15 protein-coding genes are annotated in these 18922 nt (G+C 42.7%); 2 read left to right on the top strand and 13 right to left on the bottom strand.

Annotated features, from left to right (window positions below; translation table 11 throughout):
• Positions 1–77: 77 nt before the first annotated feature.
• Genes IGI94_RS08720 through IGI94_RS08735 form a run of 4 tightly spaced genes read right to left on the bottom strand, consistent with a single transcriptional unit; the run spans position 78 to position 3250 of the window.
• Entirely contained in the window at positions 78–1025 is a 948-nt protein-coding gene (locus IGI94_RS08720; protein ID WP_101699066.1) for a hypothetical protein, read from the bottom strand.
• Between the two features lie 37 nt (positions 1026–1062).
• Positions 1063–1893 carry an RDD family protein gene (locus tag IGI94_RS08725; protein WP_086332413.1) on the bottom strand — a complete coding sequence of 277 codons (831 nt, stop codon included), beginning with the start codon at positions 1891–1893 and terminating at the stop codon, positions 1063–1065.
• A gap of 2 nt (positions 1894–1895) precedes the next feature.
• A complete protein-coding gene (gene sppA / locus IGI94_RS08730) occupies positions 1896–2927 on the bottom strand; it encodes a signal peptide peptidase SppA (RefSeq protein ID WP_005235703.1) in 1032 nt (343 codons plus the stop codon).
• 32 nt (positions 2928–2959) lie between these two features.
• On the bottom strand, positions 2960–3250 hold the full coding sequence (locus IGI94_RS08735; protein ID WP_005235701.1) for a hypothetical protein: 291 nt from the start codon (positions 3248–3250) through the stop codon (positions 2960–2962).
• 445 nt (positions 3251–3695) lie between these two features.
• Here IGI94_RS08735 and glmS point away from each other — a divergent pair, with 445 nt between their 5' ends.
• On the top strand, positions 3696–5507 hold the full coding sequence (gene glmS, locus IGI94_RS08740) for a glutamine--fructose-6-phosphate transaminase (isomerizing) (protein ID WP_438899634.1): 1812 nt from the start codon (positions 3696–3698) through the stop codon (positions 5505–5507).
• A gap of 289 nt (positions 5508–5796) precedes the next feature.
• Here glmS and glmM read toward each other — a convergent pair whose 3' ends face one another.
• From glmM to nifJ, 4 genes are all read right to left on the bottom strand, one after another.
• The gene (glmM, locus tag IGI94_RS08745) at positions 5797–7152 is read right to left on the bottom strand and encodes a phosphoglucosamine mutase (RefSeq protein WP_008382200.1); all 1356 of its coding nucleotides are present in this window, start codon (positions 7150–7152) and stop codon (positions 5797–5799) included.
• A 39-nt stretch (positions 7153–7191) separates the two neighbouring features.
• Positions 7192–8283 (bottom strand): CdaR family protein, encoded by a 1092-nt coding sequence (locus tag IGI94_RS08750; protein ID WP_005235690.1) that lies wholly within the window; start codon positions 8281–8283, stop codon positions 7192–7194.
• Positions 8280–9161 (bottom strand): diadenylate cyclase CdaA, encoded by an 882-nt coding sequence (gene cdaA, locus IGI94_RS08755; RefSeq protein WP_005235688.1) that lies wholly within the window; start codon positions 9159–9161, stop codon positions 8280–8282. Before cdaA ends, IGI94_RS08750 begins: the two co-directional genes overlap by 4 nt.
• A 270-nt stretch (positions 9162–9431) precedes the next feature.
• The gene (gene nifJ / locus IGI94_RS08760) at positions 9432–13115 is read right to left on the bottom strand and encodes a pyruvate:ferredoxin (flavodoxin) oxidoreductase (protein WP_438899635.1); all 3684 of its coding nucleotides are present in this window, start codon (positions 13113–13115) and stop codon (positions 9432–9434) included.
• 227 nt (positions 13116–13342) lie between these two features.
• Between nifJ and IGI94_RS08765 the strand changes: the two genes are divergently transcribed.
• Complete coding sequence (locus tag IGI94_RS08765) at positions 13343–13858, top strand: DsbA family protein (RefSeq protein ID WP_016611872.1); 516 nt, start codon at positions 13343–13345, stop codon at positions 13856–13858.
• 88 nt (positions 13859–13946) lie between these two features.
• Here IGI94_RS08765 and whiA read toward each other — a convergent pair whose 3' ends face one another.
• The 5 genes from whiA to IGI94_RS08790 form a co-directional block, all read right to left on the bottom strand.
• Entirely contained in the window at positions 13947–14882 is a 936-nt protein-coding gene (whiA, locus tag IGI94_RS08770; protein ID WP_005235679.1) for a DNA-binding protein WhiA, read from the bottom strand.
• Positions 14883–14900: 18 nt separating this feature from the next.
• On the bottom strand, positions 14901–15902 hold the full coding sequence (locus IGI94_RS08775) for a gluconeogenesis factor YvcK family protein (RefSeq protein WP_438899636.1): 1002 nt from the start codon (positions 15900–15902) through the stop codon (positions 14901–14903).
• The gene (gene rapZ / locus IGI94_RS08780) at positions 15899–16789 is read right to left on the bottom strand and encodes an RNase adapter RapZ (protein WP_016611873.1); all 891 of its coding nucleotides are present in this window, start codon (positions 16787–16789) and stop codon (positions 15899–15901) included. The genes IGI94_RS08775 and rapZ overlap by 4 nt, the downstream gene beginning before the upstream one ends.
• A gap of 113 nt (positions 16790–16902) precedes the next feature.
• The gene (locus IGI94_RS08785) at positions 16903–17613 is read right to left on the bottom strand and encodes an amino acid racemase (protein WP_008382191.1); all 711 of its coding nucleotides are present in this window, start codon (positions 17611–17613) and stop codon (positions 16903–16905) included.
• Between the two features lie 3 nt (positions 17614–17616).
• The gene (locus IGI94_RS08790) at positions 17617–18870 is read right to left on the bottom strand and encodes a carboxylate--amine ligase (RefSeq protein ID WP_035007337.1); all 1254 of its coding nucleotides are present in this window, start codon (positions 18868–18870) and stop codon (positions 17617–17619) included.
• Positions 18871–18922: the final 52 nt, after the last annotated feature.

Raw genomic sequence — 18922 nt, forward strand, 5'->3', positions numbered from 1 at the left:
TTCATGCATACCTTTAAATAGTACACTAACGTTGTTTAATTGTAAACATTTTACCATGAAAGTTGCGAATTTTTCTTTCAGCGAATGCTCAAACGTAGGATATTGCGCAAGTGTCGTTTGCGTTCTTCTATTTCATTGTCTGCTTTTGGCTGTTCTTTTTCTTCAAATAACCCGCGATAATCTTCAATGTAGCTTGCCACCCATGCGTTTGCCTCTTCTTTTGCCGGTAAAAACGGGTAACTTATCGCTAAATGATCATCGATTTCTGCTGAGACACTTTCCGCTAAAATCGGGTCCTCTTGGGCGATCGTTTCTTCGATCGCTTTATGGATCGCTTTAACAGCGTCATCCTCCTGTAAAAGTTTCAATTCTTTCGGAACGATTTGCTGCATATTCCCAAGGTAATCGATTAGGTCAAAAGGTTCGTCCACTTCAAGACGCACGAGCTCATCCACTAATTTAGGTAGCAAATACGGATTTTTGATGGAAGCCAACGTGTCATGCATCAGCGAGATAAATTGTGATTTGGTAATTGCTTGGGTAAAAACGTGCCACTCTGTTGCACTCACCGGTTGATTGGCTTCATCTAATGCGCGTAAATGCTTGCGTTTCCCATGAAAATCTTCCAATCCTAAAATTTGTTGTACTTCTTCTACTTTAGCTAGTTCACTAGCCAACTGTTCCTGATAGCGTTTTGGAATTTTTGTTTTCTGACCTAATGTAAGCCAGCGCCGAGTTTTTAAGTATTGACCATCCAAGATCAGCAGATGACCAATTTGTAAAAAACCATCAGTTTGTTTCAAATAATCATCTAGATAGTCTTCCGCAAGATCTAACGCTTTGGCAAAATCATTCAGCTGTTGCAAGCATTCCACGAGCCATTGATTGATCTCAAAACTGGCGTTTTTTTGATAAAGTTCATTGTACAAACGAAAAGCCTGCAAAAACTCTTTTGACTGGTAGGCTTTTTCTGCCGCCAGACGAAGCCGCTCATTTGGTCCCGGGAAATCAATCGTCTCACCCATTCACGACCCCTCCTTTACTAATTGCTTGATCTGCTAGTTAGTTTTGTGCACCAATCATTACGTGATTGGCATCCACCTGTTTATTAAAGGCCTTGATCAAATTGATGGTTACCACACTTGTTTCTGCAAAATAATCCGCAGCCTGCTGCTTATTTTTATTAAAGACGATTGGTAAATAACCGAGATAAAAGAAAACATTGAATTGCAGCACATAGCGCCCGCAAAGTTCGCGGATCAAGACCGTTTGCCAACTGAGTTCTTCTTCTACAAAAGAAATAACGCGGATGCCAAAGAGCATTTTCCCAATTGTTTGGCCATGATTCAGCTTCGTCATCAGAACAAAATAGCCCAGATAGATCGCTAAGGCACAGACGTTGTAAAGTCCAAACCGCTGGTTAGTTGCCGTTAGATTCGCTAGATTATAGATACTGCCGATCGTTATTTGCGTGATTGCCCGGATCACTAGAAGATCCACTAAAAAAGCAAACAGACGTATCCAAAAACCGGCAAAAAAGTAGCTAGGAAAGTCATTAAAGAACCGTTTGTCTTCGGTCTGTTTTTCAGGTTCTTCAAAATGTTGCCACGCTTTTTGTCTTTCTTCGATTTCACTTTGGTTATACTCTTCTTCTTGAAAAGACGTCAAGACTTGTTGATAAAAATCATCGGGATGGTTTACTTGTGCGTTCTTCATCGCTTTGCTGGCGTTTACTGGTTCGGCTGTTTCTGAAACCTGCGCTTCAGTTCGTACATCCGTATGACCGGTTGACGGTGTGGAGGTTTCGCGCTGTTCCCTTTGATCGATTGATGTACTTGTGTGATTGTCATCTGTTGACGATGCGGCAGCGGAATACTTGTTTTTATCTGTCATAGTTATTCACCTCCATAGTAATAAAGAGGTTTAGGGGCATCGCTTGTTCCTAGGCTTTCCATCAATTGGATCACTCGTTCTGTATTTGATTCTTTTAGTCCTTGCAGTTCGGCTAAACTTGAACCTAACCAAGTAGAAGCAAATCCAGTAGATGAAACGTCATAGCTGAAAATCTCTGCATCTTCCAAGCCTAGATCTGCTTGCATTGCTGCTAATGTATCTTCAGGAAAACCGATTTCATCCACTAAGCCAACAGACACTGCTTGCTGACCATCATAGATGCGGCCATCAGCGATCTTTCTAACGGCTTCTTCTGTCATGCCGCGTCCTTCAGCCACAATTTTAACGAACCGACCATAAGCATTGTCGACATAGGTCTGCAAGACTTCTTTATCGGCTTCTGTTGGCTCTCTCGTTGCTGAACCTACATCTTTTAGTGCACCACTTTTATACGTATTGTCTTCGATCCCTAGCTTTTCGAATAAGCCGGCATAGTTGAGCCCCGACATGATCACTCCGATCGAACCGGTAATCGTTTCATCCGTTGCGAAAATTTTATCAGCACCTGCCGAAATATAATAACCGCCACTGGCTGCCATGTTTTTCATACTGACATACATCGGAATCCCTAACTCTTTGATTTTTGCTAATTCACGAGCAATCTCGGCACTTTCATAGACGCCGCCTCCTGGGGTATTGACTTCCATCAAGATGCCCCCAATAGTTGGATCTTCTTGGATCATCCGTAGTTCTTCTAAAAATCGCTGATGATCATAAGATTCTGTTGTGAATAAGCCGCCACTGGAGCTGCTGGCGATCGTTCCTTCTAAAGATAAGCGAACAATGCGATTGTCTTGATCTCCGGCAACTAACGTTGTCTCTTCGATCGCATTACTTCCGTAGAACAAAGCATTTAAACCTTGCAGCGTTTGAGTTTCCTCTTGCTCTGGACGATTTGTGATTACTGAAAAAACCCCCGAGCAGATAAATAACCCTGCTGCGATCGCCGCTGCGATCCATCTTCTTTTATTCATTTTCCCACCTAACTTTTCGCCTTTCCCATAATTTAGTATAGATTTTTGATGACGATCACTGCTTCTTCGTCACCAACCGCATCAAATTTCTCGCTTTTTTCAGCTAAGACGTAGCCGCCAAAAAATTCCTTTGTTAGTTCATCCTGGACTTTGAATGTTTGCGCGGTTTCCACGGTGACTGATCCGGGTAAAATTTCTTGCAAGCTGTCCCAGCCCGTATCCAACATGACCTTTGTTTCATCTGTGACATTAGGATCTTTTTCTATCGCAGCTACTATTTTCTTTAGCTCTGAAAAAGTCATACAATTTACAAATTCTGGCATTTCATTCCCTCACTTTCTTACTTTTTTATTGTAGCGAACTTAAAAAAAAAAGCATAGCTTTATGAGGAAATTTCTTGGGAATCTTATTCGACAAAGCTATGTCAGCTATTTTGATTCCCTTTAGACTGGTTCAAATCAACCTTACCAATAACTATACCAATTATTTTCATATAACTTACAGTTGACAGAAACAGGAATAAATATTATGATATTGCTTGTATTTCTATAAAATATTTCACAAGGAGGATAGATAGACCAATATGGATAGCGCCTGATCTGGAAACAGATGACGAGGAAAGAGTTTATCGAAACATTCGGCGGATGACTCTAGGGACTGCACTCTACAGGCAAGAACAAATCTCATCGTAAGATGATGACAAAGACTTGCTGCGCAGATAGAAATACATAATGCCAAACTAAATTTTTTGAAAGTAGGATTATCATTATGTGTGGAATTGTAGGAATCGTAGGAAAATCAAATGCAGAACGAATTATTTTAAACGGATTGGAACGCTTAGAGTATCGGGGCTATGACTCAGCAGGCCTTTATGTCGCTGATCGGACTTCGGATCATTTAGTGAAAGCCCAAGGAAGAATCAAAAACTTGGAAGAAAAAGTGACTTCTGAAGTAACAGGAACGATCGGTATCGGACATACCCGTTGGGCGACCCATGGCAAGCCATCAGAAATGAATGCTCATCCTCACACTTCGGCAAACCAAGCACTCGTTTTGGTTCATAATGGTGTGATCGAAAACTTTGAAGAGCTTCATCAAGAATATTTAAGCAACCACCAGTTTGAAGGTCAAACAGATACCGAAATCGTTGTTCATTTGATTGAAGTGTTGAAAGAGCAAGACAACAGCACGACCAAAGCGGCCTTTAAAAAAGCTTTGTCCTTGATTCGCGGCTCTTATGCCTTTGCTTTAGTAGAAAAAAAAGATCCAGAAACCATTTATGTTGCTAAAAATAAAAGTCCCTTATTGATCGGTTTGGGAGATGGATTTAATGTCATTTGCAGCGATGCCTTAGCAATGCTCGATCAAACGACTCATTTTGTTGAGATCGAAGATGGCGAAATGGTGACCGTAACAGCCGATGCGATCGAACTCGAAGATCCAAAAGGAAACCTTGTGTACCGTGAATCTTATGAAGCACAACTAGATCTGACTGACATCGAAAAAGGAACGTACCCTTACTACATGTTAAAAGAAATCGATGATCAACCAACCGTGATGCGCCGCTTGATCCAAGAATATCAAGGAGAATCCGGTGAAGTAGTAATCGATCCAGCGTTAAAAAACGAACTTTTAGCTAGCGATCGAATCTACATCATCGCATGTGGTACCAGTAATCATGCTGGTTGGGCAGCAAAATCCATTTTAGAAAAGCTAACACAGATCCCTGTTGAGGTTCACTTATCTAGTGAGTTTGGCTACAACATGCCATTGTTGTCAGCAAAACCCTTCTTCTTGTTCTTATCACAAAGTGGTGAAACGGCAGATAGCCGTCAAGTATTAGTGACGATCAACCAGTTAGGTCTTCCTAGTCTCACGATTACCAATGTTGCTGGTTCTACTCTTTCTCGAGAAGCGAACCATACCTTATTGCTTCATGCTGGTCCAGAAATCGCCGTTGCCTCTACAAAAGCATATACCGGACAGATCGCTGTCATGACCTTATTAGCAAAAGCCATTGGTGATGAAAAAGCCGTCCCTGAAGCATTGGACTTTGATGTCTTCCATGAACTAAGCATCGTTGCTTCTGCAATGGAGGCTTTAGTGGATGAAAAAGCCGTTATCAGTCAATTTGCTGAAGATTTTCTTTCCGAAACCCGCAATGCGTTTTACATTGGTCGCGGGAATGATTACTATGTATCGATGGAAGCGGCATTGAAATTAAAAGAAATTTCTTATATCCAAGCGGAAGGCTTTGCGGCTGGTGAATTAAAACACGGCACCATCGCGTTGATCGAAGAAGGTACACCAGTGATTGGTGTGATCACGGAAGAAGTGACTGGCTCTCATACGCGAGGCAATTTGAAAGAAGTCGAATCTCGTGGGGCTCATACCCTTGTGATCGTTAACCAAGAGTTAGCAAAAGCGACCGATCAAATCATCTTGCCAAACGTCCACCCATTGGTAACCAGCTTAGTGGCAGTCGTTCCAACGCAACTGCTAGCATACTTTGCTACTTTACAACGTGGATTCGATGTTGATAAACCAAGAAACTTAGCAAAATCCGTTACCGTTGAATAGTTTTTTAAAAAACTGAAACCGAATTGGTTATCTTCTGTTTAATAAAAAGAACTCCTCGTTCGATGACTCGATCGTTCATAGGGGTTCTTTTTTCTTGTTTTCTGCCCAACAAATCCGAAAAGACTTTTAAAAGCAACTATACTTCGCAAGGCTTGCCCACGGCGTGTTCCCTTTTAAGCGTTGTCGACAAATTCGTTGACAAGTTTCTCTAGTTCGCAAGTTGGCTTCTTGCTGGTAAGTAGACAAAAAAGACGACCAAAGAATATCTTTGATCGTCTTACTTCTTCATTTATTCCGCACCGATTTCTTCTCGAACGACCGCTGCGATTTTTTCAACATAGTAATCGACTTTTTCAATGGTTGGTGCTTCTGCCATCACCCGAAGCAATGGTTCTGTTCCTGAAGGACGAACCAAGATCCGGCCTTCACCGTTCATTTCTGCTTCTGTCTCTTCCACGATTTTACGGATAGCTGGAACATCCATCGCACCATTTTTATCTGTCACTCGAATGTTGACAAGTTTTTGTGGATAGATCGTTACCTCTCCTGCTAATTCCGACAGTTTCTTGCCCGTTTGTTTCATGATATTCAATAGTTGAATTCCTGATAGTAAACCGTCACCTGTCGTATTGAAATCCAAGAAAATCATATGCCCTGATTGCTCGCCACCGAAATTATAATCGTTTTTACGCATTTCTTCTACGACATAACGGTCACCGACTTGTGTGATCACATCTTTCAGACCAATTGCTTCCACTGCTTTGTGGAACCCTAAATTGCTCATGACTGTTGTAACGATCGTTCCTTGGTTCAAGCGTTTTTGTTCTGCTAAATATTTTGCACAGATATACATGATCTTATCGCCATCAACGATATTTCCTAGTTCATCAACTGCGATGACCCGATCGCCATCTCCATCAAATGCAAGACCAGCATCGGCCCCTTTTTCAACGACGAATTCGGCTAATGTTTCGGGGTGAGTCGAACCAACACCATCATTGATGTTCAACCCATCTGGGGAAGTTCCCATTGTGAAGAATTCTGTTTCTAGATCGGCAAACAAACGATTGACGCTTGTAGCTGTTGCGCCATTTGCTGCATCGACACAAACCGTGATCCCTTCTAAATCGTCAGGAATCGTTTGACGTAGAAATTGAGAGTATTTCAATAACCCTTCTGGGAACTCATCCACCGTTCCTAAGCCATCGGCAGAAGGTCGAGGAAGTGTATCTTCCGGCGCATCAAGCAATGCTTCAATTTCAGCTTCTTGTTCATCGACTAATTTAAAGCCATCATTTCCGAAGAACTTGATCCCATTGTCTTGTGCAGGATTGTGAGAGGCAGAGATCATCACACCTGCGCTTGCTTTTTGTACTTTCGTCAAGTATGCCACTCCTGGTGTGGAAATAACGCCTAATTGAAATACCTCGATCCCAACGGATAACAAACCAGCAATCAATGCGCTTTCTAGCATTTGTCCAGAAATTCGTGTGTCTCGCCCAACCAATACGCGAGGACGACGGTCCCCGGTTTCATGTTGACTTAGTACATAGCCGCCGTAACGCCCCAATTTAAATGCTAACTCAGGTGTCAATTCCTTGTTAGCTTCTCCTCTAACACCATCAGTACCAAAATATTTTCCCATTTTAATAACCTCTCTTATTCATTCTCTACAGTCAAACGACTAAGAACTACTTGTCGTCGTGCTGCTTGCGGAATTCTCTGTTTGTTCGTTCGTCGTGTCGACTGTTGAAGAGTTGTCTTGAGAATTCTCACTATTCACTGCTTCATTGCTATCATTGTTTGATTGATTCTCCGTAGTAGCTTCTGCAACCGGTGTGATTTGGATCGTCACGACCGTTGGATTGATTGTTGTCCCTTCAGGCACTGGAATGGTTACTGTCCGTTCCGTCGTTGTCGTGATCTCACTAACGTCCACCGGCACACCGATCTGTTGGGTTTCATCCAAGATACTTTGTGGTCCTGTCAGAACGGCACTGATACTGCTCATGCGATAAATGTAATGGGAGATCCCGTCTGGAGTTGTCCCTTGTTGTGTAACAAACAATTCAATTTCTTTGCTTGGAGCCTCCATCACCAATGCAACATCTACCGAATCAGGATCCGCGATGATCGCTAATGGATTGTTGTCGCTATCCCAGGCTTCGATGGTTCCATTGACAGTGATCGAATCCCCAGTGATATCATCTGGATTTACGATCGCTACCACTCGGTCGATTTCAGCTAATGTTTGATCGCCAGTTGTGATTTCTACTTTCTGCGGATCGACACTCATTGAATCGACGCCGTAACCACTCGTTGCTCCGTCAGTGGAGATGACGGGTTCAACGGTAAACGTTTGGGTCACTTTTTTCTCGATCGTCACAGTGACTGTTTTTGGTTCGATTTCAGCTGTGACGCTTGAACTAAGATTTTTTACTTCTAAAGGGACCTCATGGGTTCCTTCATCGAGCCCAGTCAAATCAGCTACGACTCGAAAGCTCCGTGTTTCCTCACTACGTTCTGCATTCAATTGTACACGGTTTCGACTAGATAAAGTCACATCCACTGTTGTTTCAAATCCTTGGATGAAGTATTCATCCGTGTCGTAGGTGGTCTGAATCGGTACATTTTCGATCTCTTCCTCATAAGGATTTGATGTTCCCGCAAGATTGACTTGCAGGCTTGATCCGCTGGCGATGAAAAACAAAACCAGACTAAAGAACAGCGCTAGTATACCATAAAATACGTTTTGACGACGCTCTTTCTTGATCATTTTCTTCCTCCTTTGTTGACCCCTTCAAAGAAAGATTGCAGCAAGTTGCGTTTGCCAGGTTTTTCTTCCGGAACTAATTCGCGATTCAACACGTCGAGATACTCTTGGCGAGAAAGTTCAGTCAGCATGCGATTATTTAGCGTAATACTAACGTCGCCGGTTTCTTCTGAGACGATAATGGTCAATGCGTCACTGACTTCTGATATCCCAACAGCTGCTCTATGACGTGTCCCGAATTCTTTCGGAATCAGTGGACTTTCTGACAATGGCAAGTAGGCACTAGCAACAGCGATCTTATCATCTCTTAAAATGACTGCACCATCATGCAGCGGTGTATTAGGAATAAAAATATTGATCAGTAGTTCGCCCGTCACATCCGCATCTAAGGGAATCCCAGTTTCGATGTATTCTTCTAAACCAGTCGTCCGCTCGATCGTGATCAATGCACCGATCTTTCGTTTTGCCATATATTGAACAGCTTTGTCCAGTGCTTGGACCAAAACTTCATCCCGCCGTTTTTCGTTTTTAGAAGTCTTGAAGAAAGAGCTGCGTCCAAGATGCTCTAGCCCCCGTCGAATTTCTGGTTGGAAAATAACAATTGCGGCGATCACCCCATAAGTAATGACTTGATCCATCAACCAAGATAGCGTCTTTAATCCTACGATACCAGCCAAAAACCTTAGAACAATGAACAGTCCGACTCCTTTGAACAACTGGATCGCTTTTGTCCCTCGCACAAGCTGGATAAGCTTATAAACCAAGTACCAAACAACGATCACATCTAAAACATTTACTAAAAAAGACCAAGAAAATATATCAAATGAGAGCAATTCTCTCCAATAATCTAAATTAAAAAAATCCCTGAAATTTATCAACATAAACAGCCTTCCTTTATTCTTAAGACTTCAGATAATAGTATAACATAGGACCTCTTCAAAGATTTGAAAAAAAACAAATTTATGAAAAAGTTTTGAAAAAATAAACAGCTCTTTTATTTAGTTTACCATTATCATGAAATCATTGTTTGTTAAAGGTCTTAGAAGATTTCATCTAAAAGAGCTTCTTGCACGCATTTCATAGGAAAAACAACAAACGACCCTGAAAAAACGTGATAAAGCGTTTTTCCAGGGTCGTTCCTCAGCTAGCGATTATTCTTGCTGACGACGTTTTGCGCGCGCTGCACGCCGTGCTGCTCTTTCAGCGAGCTGTTCTTCGCTTAACGGCTGTTTTTCTCTTCGCACACGCTCCGTTTTTACTGCCATTGGTTCTTCTGTATCAGTACTTACATTTTTTTCAAGCTTTGCTCGAATTTTTTCTTCTTGACCTGCTAAGCGGGCATAGTTATAGAAACGAGTTTTCGCATCTGAAACGGTTTTTTCAAACAAGGCTTGCGCCGCATTGGGATTGGCAGACTGCAAGGAAGCAAATCGGACTTGGGTCTGCATAAAGGCAGGCATTTGATCAAATGCTGGCTTTTTGAAATCGAGCGTCATTGGCTGTTTCCCATTTTCTGCCAACAGCGGGTTATAGCGGTAGAGACTCCAATACCCTGATGCAACTGCTTCTTGCGCTTCTTTCAAGGATTGACGCATTCCGCCAGCAAGACCGTGAGTGATACATGGCGTATAGGCAATGATGATTGACGGTCCCGGGAACTGCTCGGCTTCTTCAAAGGCTTTGATCGTTTGCATTTGATTAGCACCAGATGCGATTTGTGCGACGTAGACATGTCCGTAGGTCATCGCCATCATTCCTAAATCTTTTTTGGAAACAAACTTGCCACTAGCAGCGAATTTAGCAATAGCCGAAGTTGGTGTCGCTTTGGAGACTTGCCCCCCCGTATTGGAATAAACTTCATTATCTAACACAAGAATATTGACATCTGCACCAGAAGCGAGAACATGATCGATACCGCCAAACCCAATATCATACGCCCAGCCATCGCCACCTATCATCCATTGGCTTGGCTTAACAAACAAATCTTTTTCCTGCAGGATTTTGTTCAGCTGAGGTGTCGTGGAAGCCTCAGCTTCTAAGGCGGCGATCAATTTTGCTGCTCGCTGCTGTGTCCCAGCACTTTCTTCTCGATGAAGGTCCCAATCATCAATCAAAGCCTGCAATTCTTCTGATACAGCGGCTTTCAATGACTGCAACTGGGCTGCTAATTTCTCCCGTCGGGTTTGGTTGGCTAAGAACATGCCATAGCCATATTCGGCATTGTCTTCAAACAGCGAGTTTGACCAAGCTGGACCCCGTCCTAAGTGATTGGTTGTATAAGGGGATACTGGTGAGGTTCCACCCCAAATCGAAGAGCAACCGGTCGCATTGGCGATCATCATGCGATCACCAAACATTTGGGTCAGAAGTTTGACATAAGGGGTTTCCCCACAGCCCGCACAAGCACCAGAGAACTCCAATAAGGGCTTATTGAATTGGGAGCCCAAAACAGTTCCTGGTTTTGCTGGATTTTCCTTTTGGCGTAAAGTCATCGCAAAAGCCCAATTTAAAGCTTGCTCTTTTTGTTCTTCGTAAGGACGCATCGTCAAGGCTTTCCCTTTGGCGGGACATGCCTCCACACAAAGGCCGCAACCTGTACAATCTTCAACGGAAACTTGAATTCGATATTTTTGGCCGTTCGCTCCTCGCATCTCTCTGACGATAAAGCCTTCCGGTGCTTCGGTTAATTCATCTTCATCTGCCAAAAACGGGCGGATCGCCGCATGAGGACAGACGAAGGCACACTCATTGCACATGGTACAGCGATCTGATAGCCACTCGGGCACTTCAACAGCGATGCCCCGCTTCTCAACCGCTGTTGTCCCGACAGGGATCACCCCTTCAGTCATTTGGTTCCTTACGAGGGTGCCGACGGATAGTTGATTGCCTTCTTGACGGTTGATGGGTTCCACAATTTCCCGCACAAATTGTGTCATAGCAGTGGATGTCCTTTCCGGCACTTCGATTGTTGCCCACTCGCTTGGAACAGGGATTTCTTGTAATAATTCGATGGTGCGATCAATGGCTGCTTGGTTCTTTTCAACGATCGCCATCGATTTGTGCCGATAACTTTTCAGCGCCTCTTCTTTTAAAATCGGCAAGATTTCCTCGGTCGGAATGATGTTTGCCAAGTAAAAGAAGGCTGTTTCCATCGCGGTATTGATCCGCCCACCTAAGCCAACTTCCATTGCCAACTGCATGGCGTTGATGGTATAAAAACGGATCTCGTTTTCAGCAAGATAACGTTTCATCTTCTTCGGTAGATTATTTAAAATTTGCTCTTGTGACCAGGTCGTATTTAATAAAAAGGTTCCGCCTTTTTTGAGTCCTTTCAGCAAATCATACGTATGCAAATACGCAGGCGTATGACATGCAACGAAATCCGCGTGTTCGATCAGATAGGTAGAACGAATGGGGGTATCCCCAAATCGCAGATGGGAAACCGTTAGACCACCAGATTTTTTCGAATCATAGTGGAAATAGCCTTGCACATATTTTTCGGTATGATCACCGATGATTTTGATTGCTGACTTATTCGCCCCAACGGTCCCATCAGAGCCGAATCCCCAGAATTTCGCTTGGAAGGTGGATGGATCAGTTAGATCTAGCGTGCCTTTTGAGCGCAACGACAATTGCGTCACATCATCCGTGATCCCAATGGTGAAGCGTTTCTTTTGGCTCGCTTTTGGCTTAATCAATTCGTCATAAACGGCAACGATTTGATCAGGCGTTACATCTTTTGACCCAAGACCATAGCGTCCACCAATGATCGTCGGCCGAATCGCTGCATCATACATGGCACTTTGCACATCCAAAAGCAAAGACTCTCCGTTGGCACCAGGTTCTTTGCTGCGATCCAATACAGCGATACTTTTGACGGTAGCAGGCATTTTTTCTAAGAAGACTTCTAATGGGAATGGTCGATACAGATGGATCGACAAGACTCCCACCTTGCGTCCAGAAGCGCACAAATGATCCACCGTTTGCTGGATCGTTTGCGTCGAGGACCCCATCGAAACGATAACTTCTTCGGCGTCCGCAGCACCATAATAATCCACTAAATCATAGTTGGTTCCTCTTAAAGCATTGATTTTCTTCATGTAAAAACGAACGATCTCAGGCAATGTTTGATAGTGCTGATTGATCGTTTCCCGCTGTTGAAAATGGATATCAGGATTTTGATTCGTCCCACTCGTTGTTGGGTGATTCGGATTCATCGCTTTTTGACGAAAAGCAGCCAACTTTTCATGATTAACCAGTTGTGCGAGTTCTTCATAGTCCAGCACCTCGATTTTTTGAATCTCGTGACTGGTTCGGAAACCATCAAAAAAGTTTAAAAATGGAATGTTGGCTTCAATTGCTGCTAAATGAGCGACTGGCGCTAAATCCATTACTTCTTGAACACTGCTTTCCGCTAGCATAGCAAAGCCTGTTTGTCGAGTGGCCATTACGTCGGTATGATCTCCGAAAATATTCAAGGCATTGGTTGTTACTGCTCGGCTGGCGACATGAAAGACGCCTGGCAGCATTTCCCCAGCAATCTTGTACATATTTGGTACCATTAACAAAAGTCCCTGAGATGCCGTATAGGTCGTCGTTAAGGCACCGGTTTTTAATGAGCCGTGAACCACACCCGCCGCCCCTGCTTCAGATTGCATTTCAACCACTTTCACCGGCTGCCCAAAAAGATTATGCTTTCCCTGAGCAGACCACTGATCCACTAATTCAGCCATGGTTGAACTAGGGGTTATCGGATAGATCGCCGCAAGTTCCGTAAAGGCATAGGAAATATAGGCAGCTGCCGTATTGCCATCCATTGTTTTTCTTTTTCTCATCTATATAACTTCCTTTAATCATCATTTTGCACAATAAAACACAATTCATTATAGCTGAAAATCAAGGAATATAAAAGCACCGGCTGGGTAATTTTCTTTATTTCGTGAAACGAAATACATAGTATTTAGCTAATTTCCCTCCTCATTTCACAGACTCGGATCAAAAGACCTGAGGCTTTTCTTTCAGTAGAAACTTCGGTAAACTAAAAGAAAAAGGAGGAATCTTAATGGATATTTCAATCATCAAAGCACAAGAAACAAATGCGGTAACAGGGATACATATCGGAGACCCTTCCGCTAAACCGATCGTCGAATTTATGAATTTGCGTTGTCCTTATTGTCGGCAATGGTTTGAGGAATCGTTACCGATCTTAAGTGAAGCTGTCACAGCTGGGAAACTACGCCGTGTCATCAAATTATTCGACAAAGAAAAAGAATCATTGCAACGAGGCAATGTGATGCATCGGTTTGTTTCCAGTACAGATCCTCAGGCAACGATCGCTGAGATTACAAAAATTTATCAAACACAAGACGAATGGGGTCATTTATCTTTAAATGAAGTGGCAGAATATGCGAAAAATACCTTAGGGCTATCTGAACAAAATCATCCTGCGATCGCCGGAGAAATTGTGGAAGAAGCGAAAAACGCCAACATTCAATTTGTGCCAACGATTATCTTAGATGGGCACATTTTTGATGAATCGATCACTGCTGAGGAATTAACTGCATTGATCAATGAGTAACCACAAATAAAAGAGCAGGAGCAGATTTGACGCGAACATCCACGTCAAATCTGCTCCTGCTCTTTTGATTCATTTTTATTCCATTCGACTAGCTGACTTGTTCACGAAGATGATCGGCAAATTCGTTGATTTTTCGAATGCGATGATTGATCCCTGATTTCGAGATCGCTCCTGATGGAATCATTTCTCCTAGCTCTTTCAAGCTGACCTCGGGATGTTCCAAACGTAATTCGGCGATTTCTTGCAGCTTTTCAGGTAGAGCTTGCAAGCCAACTCGATCTTGAATAAACTCGATATTGTCGATCTGCTTCGAAGCAGCGTCGATCGTTTTGTTCATATTGGCGGTTTCACAATTCACCAAACGGTTGACTGAGTTACGCATGTCTCGCACGATCCGCACGTCCTCGAATTTCAACATGGAATTGGTGGCACCGATCAGTGTCAAAAAATCAGCGATTTTCTCAGCGCCTTTCAAGTAAGAAATATACCCATTTCTACGTTCTAATGCACGGGCATTCAAACCATATGCGTTTAGCATATCGCAAATATCTTGGTTATGCTCCTCGTAGATTGAATAAATCTCTAAGTGATAGCGGCTGGTTTCTGGATTGTTGATCGATCCTGATGCCATGAAAGCCCCTCGTAAATAGGAACGCATTTTTTGAGTATTGCCCATGATCTCATCAGAAACATGGCTTTGAAACATCAGCCCATCCATGATATCTAAGTCCAAAAGCACGCGCTTTGTCTCTTGCTTCAAACGAACGATGTAGACGTTGTTCTTTTTTAATTTCATTTTGCGACGGACCAGCAACTCGCTGCGCACGTCGTAATGATCTTTTAGTAAAGAGTAAATACGTCTGGCAATCGCCGCGTTTTCTGTTTGAACGTTTAAAACAAATTGCTGGTTGTTGATACTTAATGACCCATTCATCCGAATCAAAGCTGCCAGTTCTGCCTTGGCATGTTCGCGATGAACTTCTAATGCAGTCAATTCTTTTTTTACTTCTGCTGCAAAGGACATAAAAAAATCCCTCCTTTCTTAGATTTTGGCCCCGTAAACGATACGTAGAAGTTCTTCAATCACTTTATCTCCGTCATGAAAAACTCCGCCATCTCTAAGCTCCAGAAAGTCAGCTGAAATGACACGGCTGGCTTCTTCTCGCAGTCCTTGGAAATCGTGTTTCACTTGTACAAGATATTCATCATAAATCTCTGGGTCCATATATCCTTCTGGAACTTTCTCGGTGTTGACTAACACCGTATCAATAAAGGGTTTGCCTAAATGCTGATGCAAGACTCTCACATGGTCGGCATCACTAAAGTGTTCAGTTTCACCTTTTTGGGTCATGATATTACAAATATAAACCGTTTCAGCTTGTGTTTCTAACATTGCTTGGCCGATCTCGCTGATCATGAGATTGGGCAAAATACTAGTAAAGAGACTACCAGGACCCAAGACGATTATATCTGCCTCCATAATTGATGAAACAACTTTACGAGCTGCTTTCGGCTCATCATTATTTTCTTGATTACGAACAAAGACCCGTTCGATCGTTTTGCGATCAACCGCGATTTTGGACTCGCCTACCGCTTCGGTGCCGTCTTTAAAAACAGCGTGCAACACCAATGGCAGATCTGAGGAAGGATATACTCGTCCATCGATATGCATGATTTTCGACAAAATTTGAATGGCTTCATAGGTACTGCTACGCATTTCAGCAATCGCCGCAATAATCAAGTTCCCAAGGGCATGATTGGCTAAAAATTTGTCTTCCGCTTTAAAACGGTATTGAAAAATATCATTATACAATTGCGGCATATCAGATAGAGCCGCCAGAACATTGCGCAGATCCCCCGGTGGTGAAATAGAGGAAACCAAATTGCGGATCTCGCCGCTGCTACCGCCATCATCAGCGACCGTAACGATCGCTGTGATGTCGACACCTTGATTCCGCAAGCTCTTCAGGATGACTGGTAACCCAGTTCCGCCACCTACCACAACGATCTTCGGCTTTCTGATCCGGTACGTTTTCATTTTCATGAACGATTCACCGTCTCTTTGCGCTTATCTTTGTCGCGATGAGTAATATTGACGCGATAGTCTTCTGCCAAAACCGCACCGATGCGCTCCGATAATGCAACCGAACGGTGTTGACCCCCAGTACAGCCGATAGCCACCGTCAAGCTGCTTTTGCCTTCCTTGACATAGCCTGGCATGATCGTTTGCAACAGTGTACTAAATTGCTGATAGAATTCTTCCGTTTCTGGAAAAGACATGACGTAATCATACACGGGTTCATCTTTACCCGTTAAAGGACGCAACTCTGGAATGTAATGGGGATTCGGTAAGAAACGAACATCCATCACGATATCAGCATCGATCGGCAAGCCATACTTGAAGCCAAACGAAAGTATTTCAATACGAAACCCTGTCTCATGAGAAGCACGAAATTCTTGATTGATTTTTTCTCTCAGTTGCCGTGGGGTCAACGACGTTGTGTCGATAACAATACTGGCACGCGTCTTCAAATCGTTTAAGATCGCTCGCTCTTTGCGAATGCCTTCCGTAACTAAGCCATCCATCGCCAAAGGATGTGCTCTTCTCGTTTCTTTGTATCTTGACACCAATTCATTGTCCGATGCATCTAAAAAGAGCATCCGTGTGTCGATAAAATTCGTGTTTTCAATATCGATCAGCATACTTTGGATTTCTTCAAAAAACGATCTTGAACGCAGATCGACAACTAAGGCAATTTTTGTCACTTTTCCTGATTCTTTGATCAGTTCCCAAAATTTAGGGATCAAGCTTGGGGGCATATTGTCGATACAAAAGTACCCCATATCTTCAAAACTCTGGATAGCGACCGTTTTGCCGGCTCCGCTCATCCCAGTAATAATGACCAATTCTAAATGATCCACTTCAGTCATAGGTAAAACTCCTTTCTGAAACAACTCTATTATATCATGCCGGGCGTATCATTGGAACACCGGCATAAAAAAAGACGTTAGCTCAAAAAATGCCGCTAACGTCGCTATCAGCTTTAGATTGCTTGGCGATTTGCCAATGCTTTTTCGATCGTCCGATCAACTAAAATCGATTGGGCATCGACGACTGGATACGGATTATCAGTCACAAATTCATCCATCAAGGACAACTCGGTACATCCAAGCACTACGCTTTCACAGCCGATACGTTCGGTGACTTCTTCCAGTATCTCAAAGTAAAGTTCTTGATCCAAATGATCATTTTCTTTGATTCGATCATAGATCAATGTATTGACCTTTTTTTGGATCGTCGGCTCTGGAAGATAGACGTCAAGTCCCAACTGGCGCAATTCTTTCTCATAGATGCCGGCTTTGACACTGCCTTCTGTCCCTAGAAAGGCCACTTTCCCAGTGACGCCTTTTTCTAAAACGACTTTCGCTGCCTCACGAGGCATATGCAAAATCTCGATCTCAGTAGCAGCTTGCAACTCATCAAAAAAATAATGCGCTGTGTTACAAGTCAACACAATAAAATTAGGCTTTAACAAATTTTGTTTTTCGATGTCGTCCATTAAATATGGAACAGGGTTTTCTAACGTGTTGTCTAAAATATATGCCGTCCGATCTGGGACTGTGGCATGATTGAATAAAACATAGTTCAAGTAATCTTGGTCTTTATGGGTCTGTGTCCGTCGGTTTAAAATACGGACAAAACTTTCCGTCGCTAACGTTCCCATGCCACCTAAAATACTAAAAAAATTCTCCATCTTCTAGCCTTCTTTCGTATGGAAATACGTTTTGAATCGTTTGTTGTATAGATGGAACATTCTCTTTAATAGAATCCAACGCTTCAGCGATAAGTCTTCTTTATAAAAGACGGTCGTTCCCCAGCGATTGTCTGCTAATAATTTTTTTGCTCGTTCTTTCGCAGGATTTTCTTTTGCGTAAGTCAAGAAGATGTTTTTTGGTACACCTAGCCATAATTTCGCCTCCGGCGCGTCAGCTTTGCCATAAACCGTTTCTGTGTAAGGTTTTTCGAAGACTAAATCTTCAGTGATAAACTTTGCCAAATTCAATCCGCTTAAGGTAATAAAGAAACTGCTTCTTCCTTGACGCAAGTTGATTTCAAATAATTTATATTGCCCGTCGCGCGCATCATATTTCAAGTCAAAATTGGCAAATCCAACATACTCGATCTCTTTTAAAAACTTACGAATCATTTGATAGATTTGATCATTTTCATCTGGAATGATCACGACATAATTCCCAACAGCGCCAGGGGTTGGGTCTTCTAGTAAAGGATGACCTAAGCCCATCACACGAACTTCGTGATTCTCATCAACATAGGCATTTAAAACCCGCATGTTGCTGTCGTCGCCAGGAATAAAATCTTGGACGATCATTTCATATTGATAACCCGCTTGATAAATGCGAGAAACGATTTCTTCAAATTCTGTTCGATTATCAATAATAAAGGCTTTTTTGCGTCCTTCAAAATCAACTGACAGCCACGCGACACTATTTGCTGGTTTCAAAGCCACAGGAAAATCAAAAGGCAGCTCTCCTTTGAACGTTCCTTCCGTCAACAGTTCAGGCGTTAAAATGAAGGTCTTAGGATAAGGCAAGCCATATTCCTCGCAGACTTCGTAAAAGCTTACTTTGTTGATCAACCGTTTTAGTAAAGAATAATCGTTAGCGATAAAGGTATAATAGGGCTTCAATTCTTCTTTATGCTTCGCTAACAGTTCCGCATAACCATCGCCGCAAGGAATCAACAAATATTTCATCGCAGGATCGTTGTAAGTATTTTTTCCTAACTTGATCAACGTTTCAGTGAATCCGGGATCATGGTCAAAACCTTCCACTTGATTGATTTTTACAATTTTACTAAAGCGGGTTGGCGCAAGTTCGGCGCCTGCATAGGCAACTGATTGAATACCATATGCTTCGTGGAACGCTCTGGCCATACCATAAACATTCATATCGCTTCCTAATAATATGGGAAGAAAATTTTCCTGACTCATCAAAAATCACTCTCTCTTTTGAATACGAAAAACGACCTCTCTCGTTTCGTTT

The sequence above is a fragment of the Enterococcus sp. AZ149 genome (assembly GCF_051714285.1).
Classification (GTDB): Bacteria; Bacillota; Bacilli; order Lactobacillales; family Enterococcaceae; genus Enterococcus_D; species Enterococcus_D entomosocium.

What these genes read in the sequence shown, in the direction of transcription:
- IGI94_RS08720 (WP_101699066.1), bottom strand. Translation starts at nt 1,025, where the DNA reads ATGGGTGAGACGATTGATTTCCCGGGACCAAATGAGCGGCTTCGTCTG.
- IGI94_RS08725 (WP_086332413.1), bottom strand. Translation starts at nt 1,893, where the DNA reads ATGACAGATAAAAACAAGTATTCCGCTGCCGCATCGTCAACAGATGAC.
- sppA (WP_005235703.1), bottom strand. Translation starts at nt 2,927, where the DNA reads ATGAATAAAAGAAGATGGATCGCAGCGGCGATCGCAGCAGGGTTATTT.
- IGI94_RS08735 (WP_005235701.1), bottom strand. Translation starts at nt 3,250, where the DNA reads ATGCCAGAATTTGTAAATTGTATGACTTTTTCAGAGCTAAAGAAAATA.
- glmS (WP_438899634.1), top strand. Translation starts at nt 3,696, where the DNA reads ATGTGTGGAATTGTAGGAATCGTAGGAAAATCAAATGCAGAACGAATT.
- glmM (WP_008382200.1), bottom strand. Translation starts at nt 7,152, where the DNA reads ATGGGAAAATATTTTGGTACTGATGGTGTTAGAGGAGAAGCTAACAAG.
- IGI94_RS08750 (WP_005235690.1), bottom strand. Translation starts at nt 8,283, where the DNA reads ATGATCAAGAAAGAGCGTCGTCAAAACGTATTTTATGGTATACTAGCG.
- cdaA (WP_005235688.1), bottom strand. Translation starts at nt 9,161, where the DNA reads ATGTTGATAAATTTCAGGGATTTTTTTAATTTAGATTATTGGAGAGAA.
- nifJ (WP_438899635.1), bottom strand. Translation starts at nt 13,115, where the DNA reads ATGAGAAAAAGAAAAACAATGGATGGCAATACGGCAGCTGCCTATATT.
- IGI94_RS08765 (WP_016611872.1), top strand. Translation starts at nt 13,343, where the DNA reads ATGGATATTTCAATCATCAAAGCACAAGAAACAAATGCGGTAACAGGG.
- whiA (WP_005235679.1), bottom strand. Translation starts at nt 14,882, where the DNA reads ATGTCCTTTGCAGCAGAAGTAAAAAAAGAATTGACTGCATTAGAAGTT.
- IGI94_RS08775 (WP_438899636.1), bottom strand. Translation starts at nt 15,902, where the DNA reads ATGAAAATGAAAACGTACCGGATCAGAAAGCCGAAGATCGTTGTGGTA.
- rapZ (WP_016611873.1), bottom strand. Translation starts at nt 16,789, where the DNA reads ATGACTGAAGTGGATCATTTAGAATTGGTCATTATTACTGGGATGAGC.
- IGI94_RS08785 (WP_008382191.1), bottom strand. Translation starts at nt 17,613, where the DNA reads ATGGAGAATTTTTTTAGTATTTTAGGTGGCATGGGAACGTTAGCGACG.
- IGI94_RS08790 (WP_035007337.1), bottom strand. Translation starts at nt 18,870, where the DNA reads ATGAGTCAGGAAAATTTTCTTCCCATATTATTAGGAAGCGATATGAAT.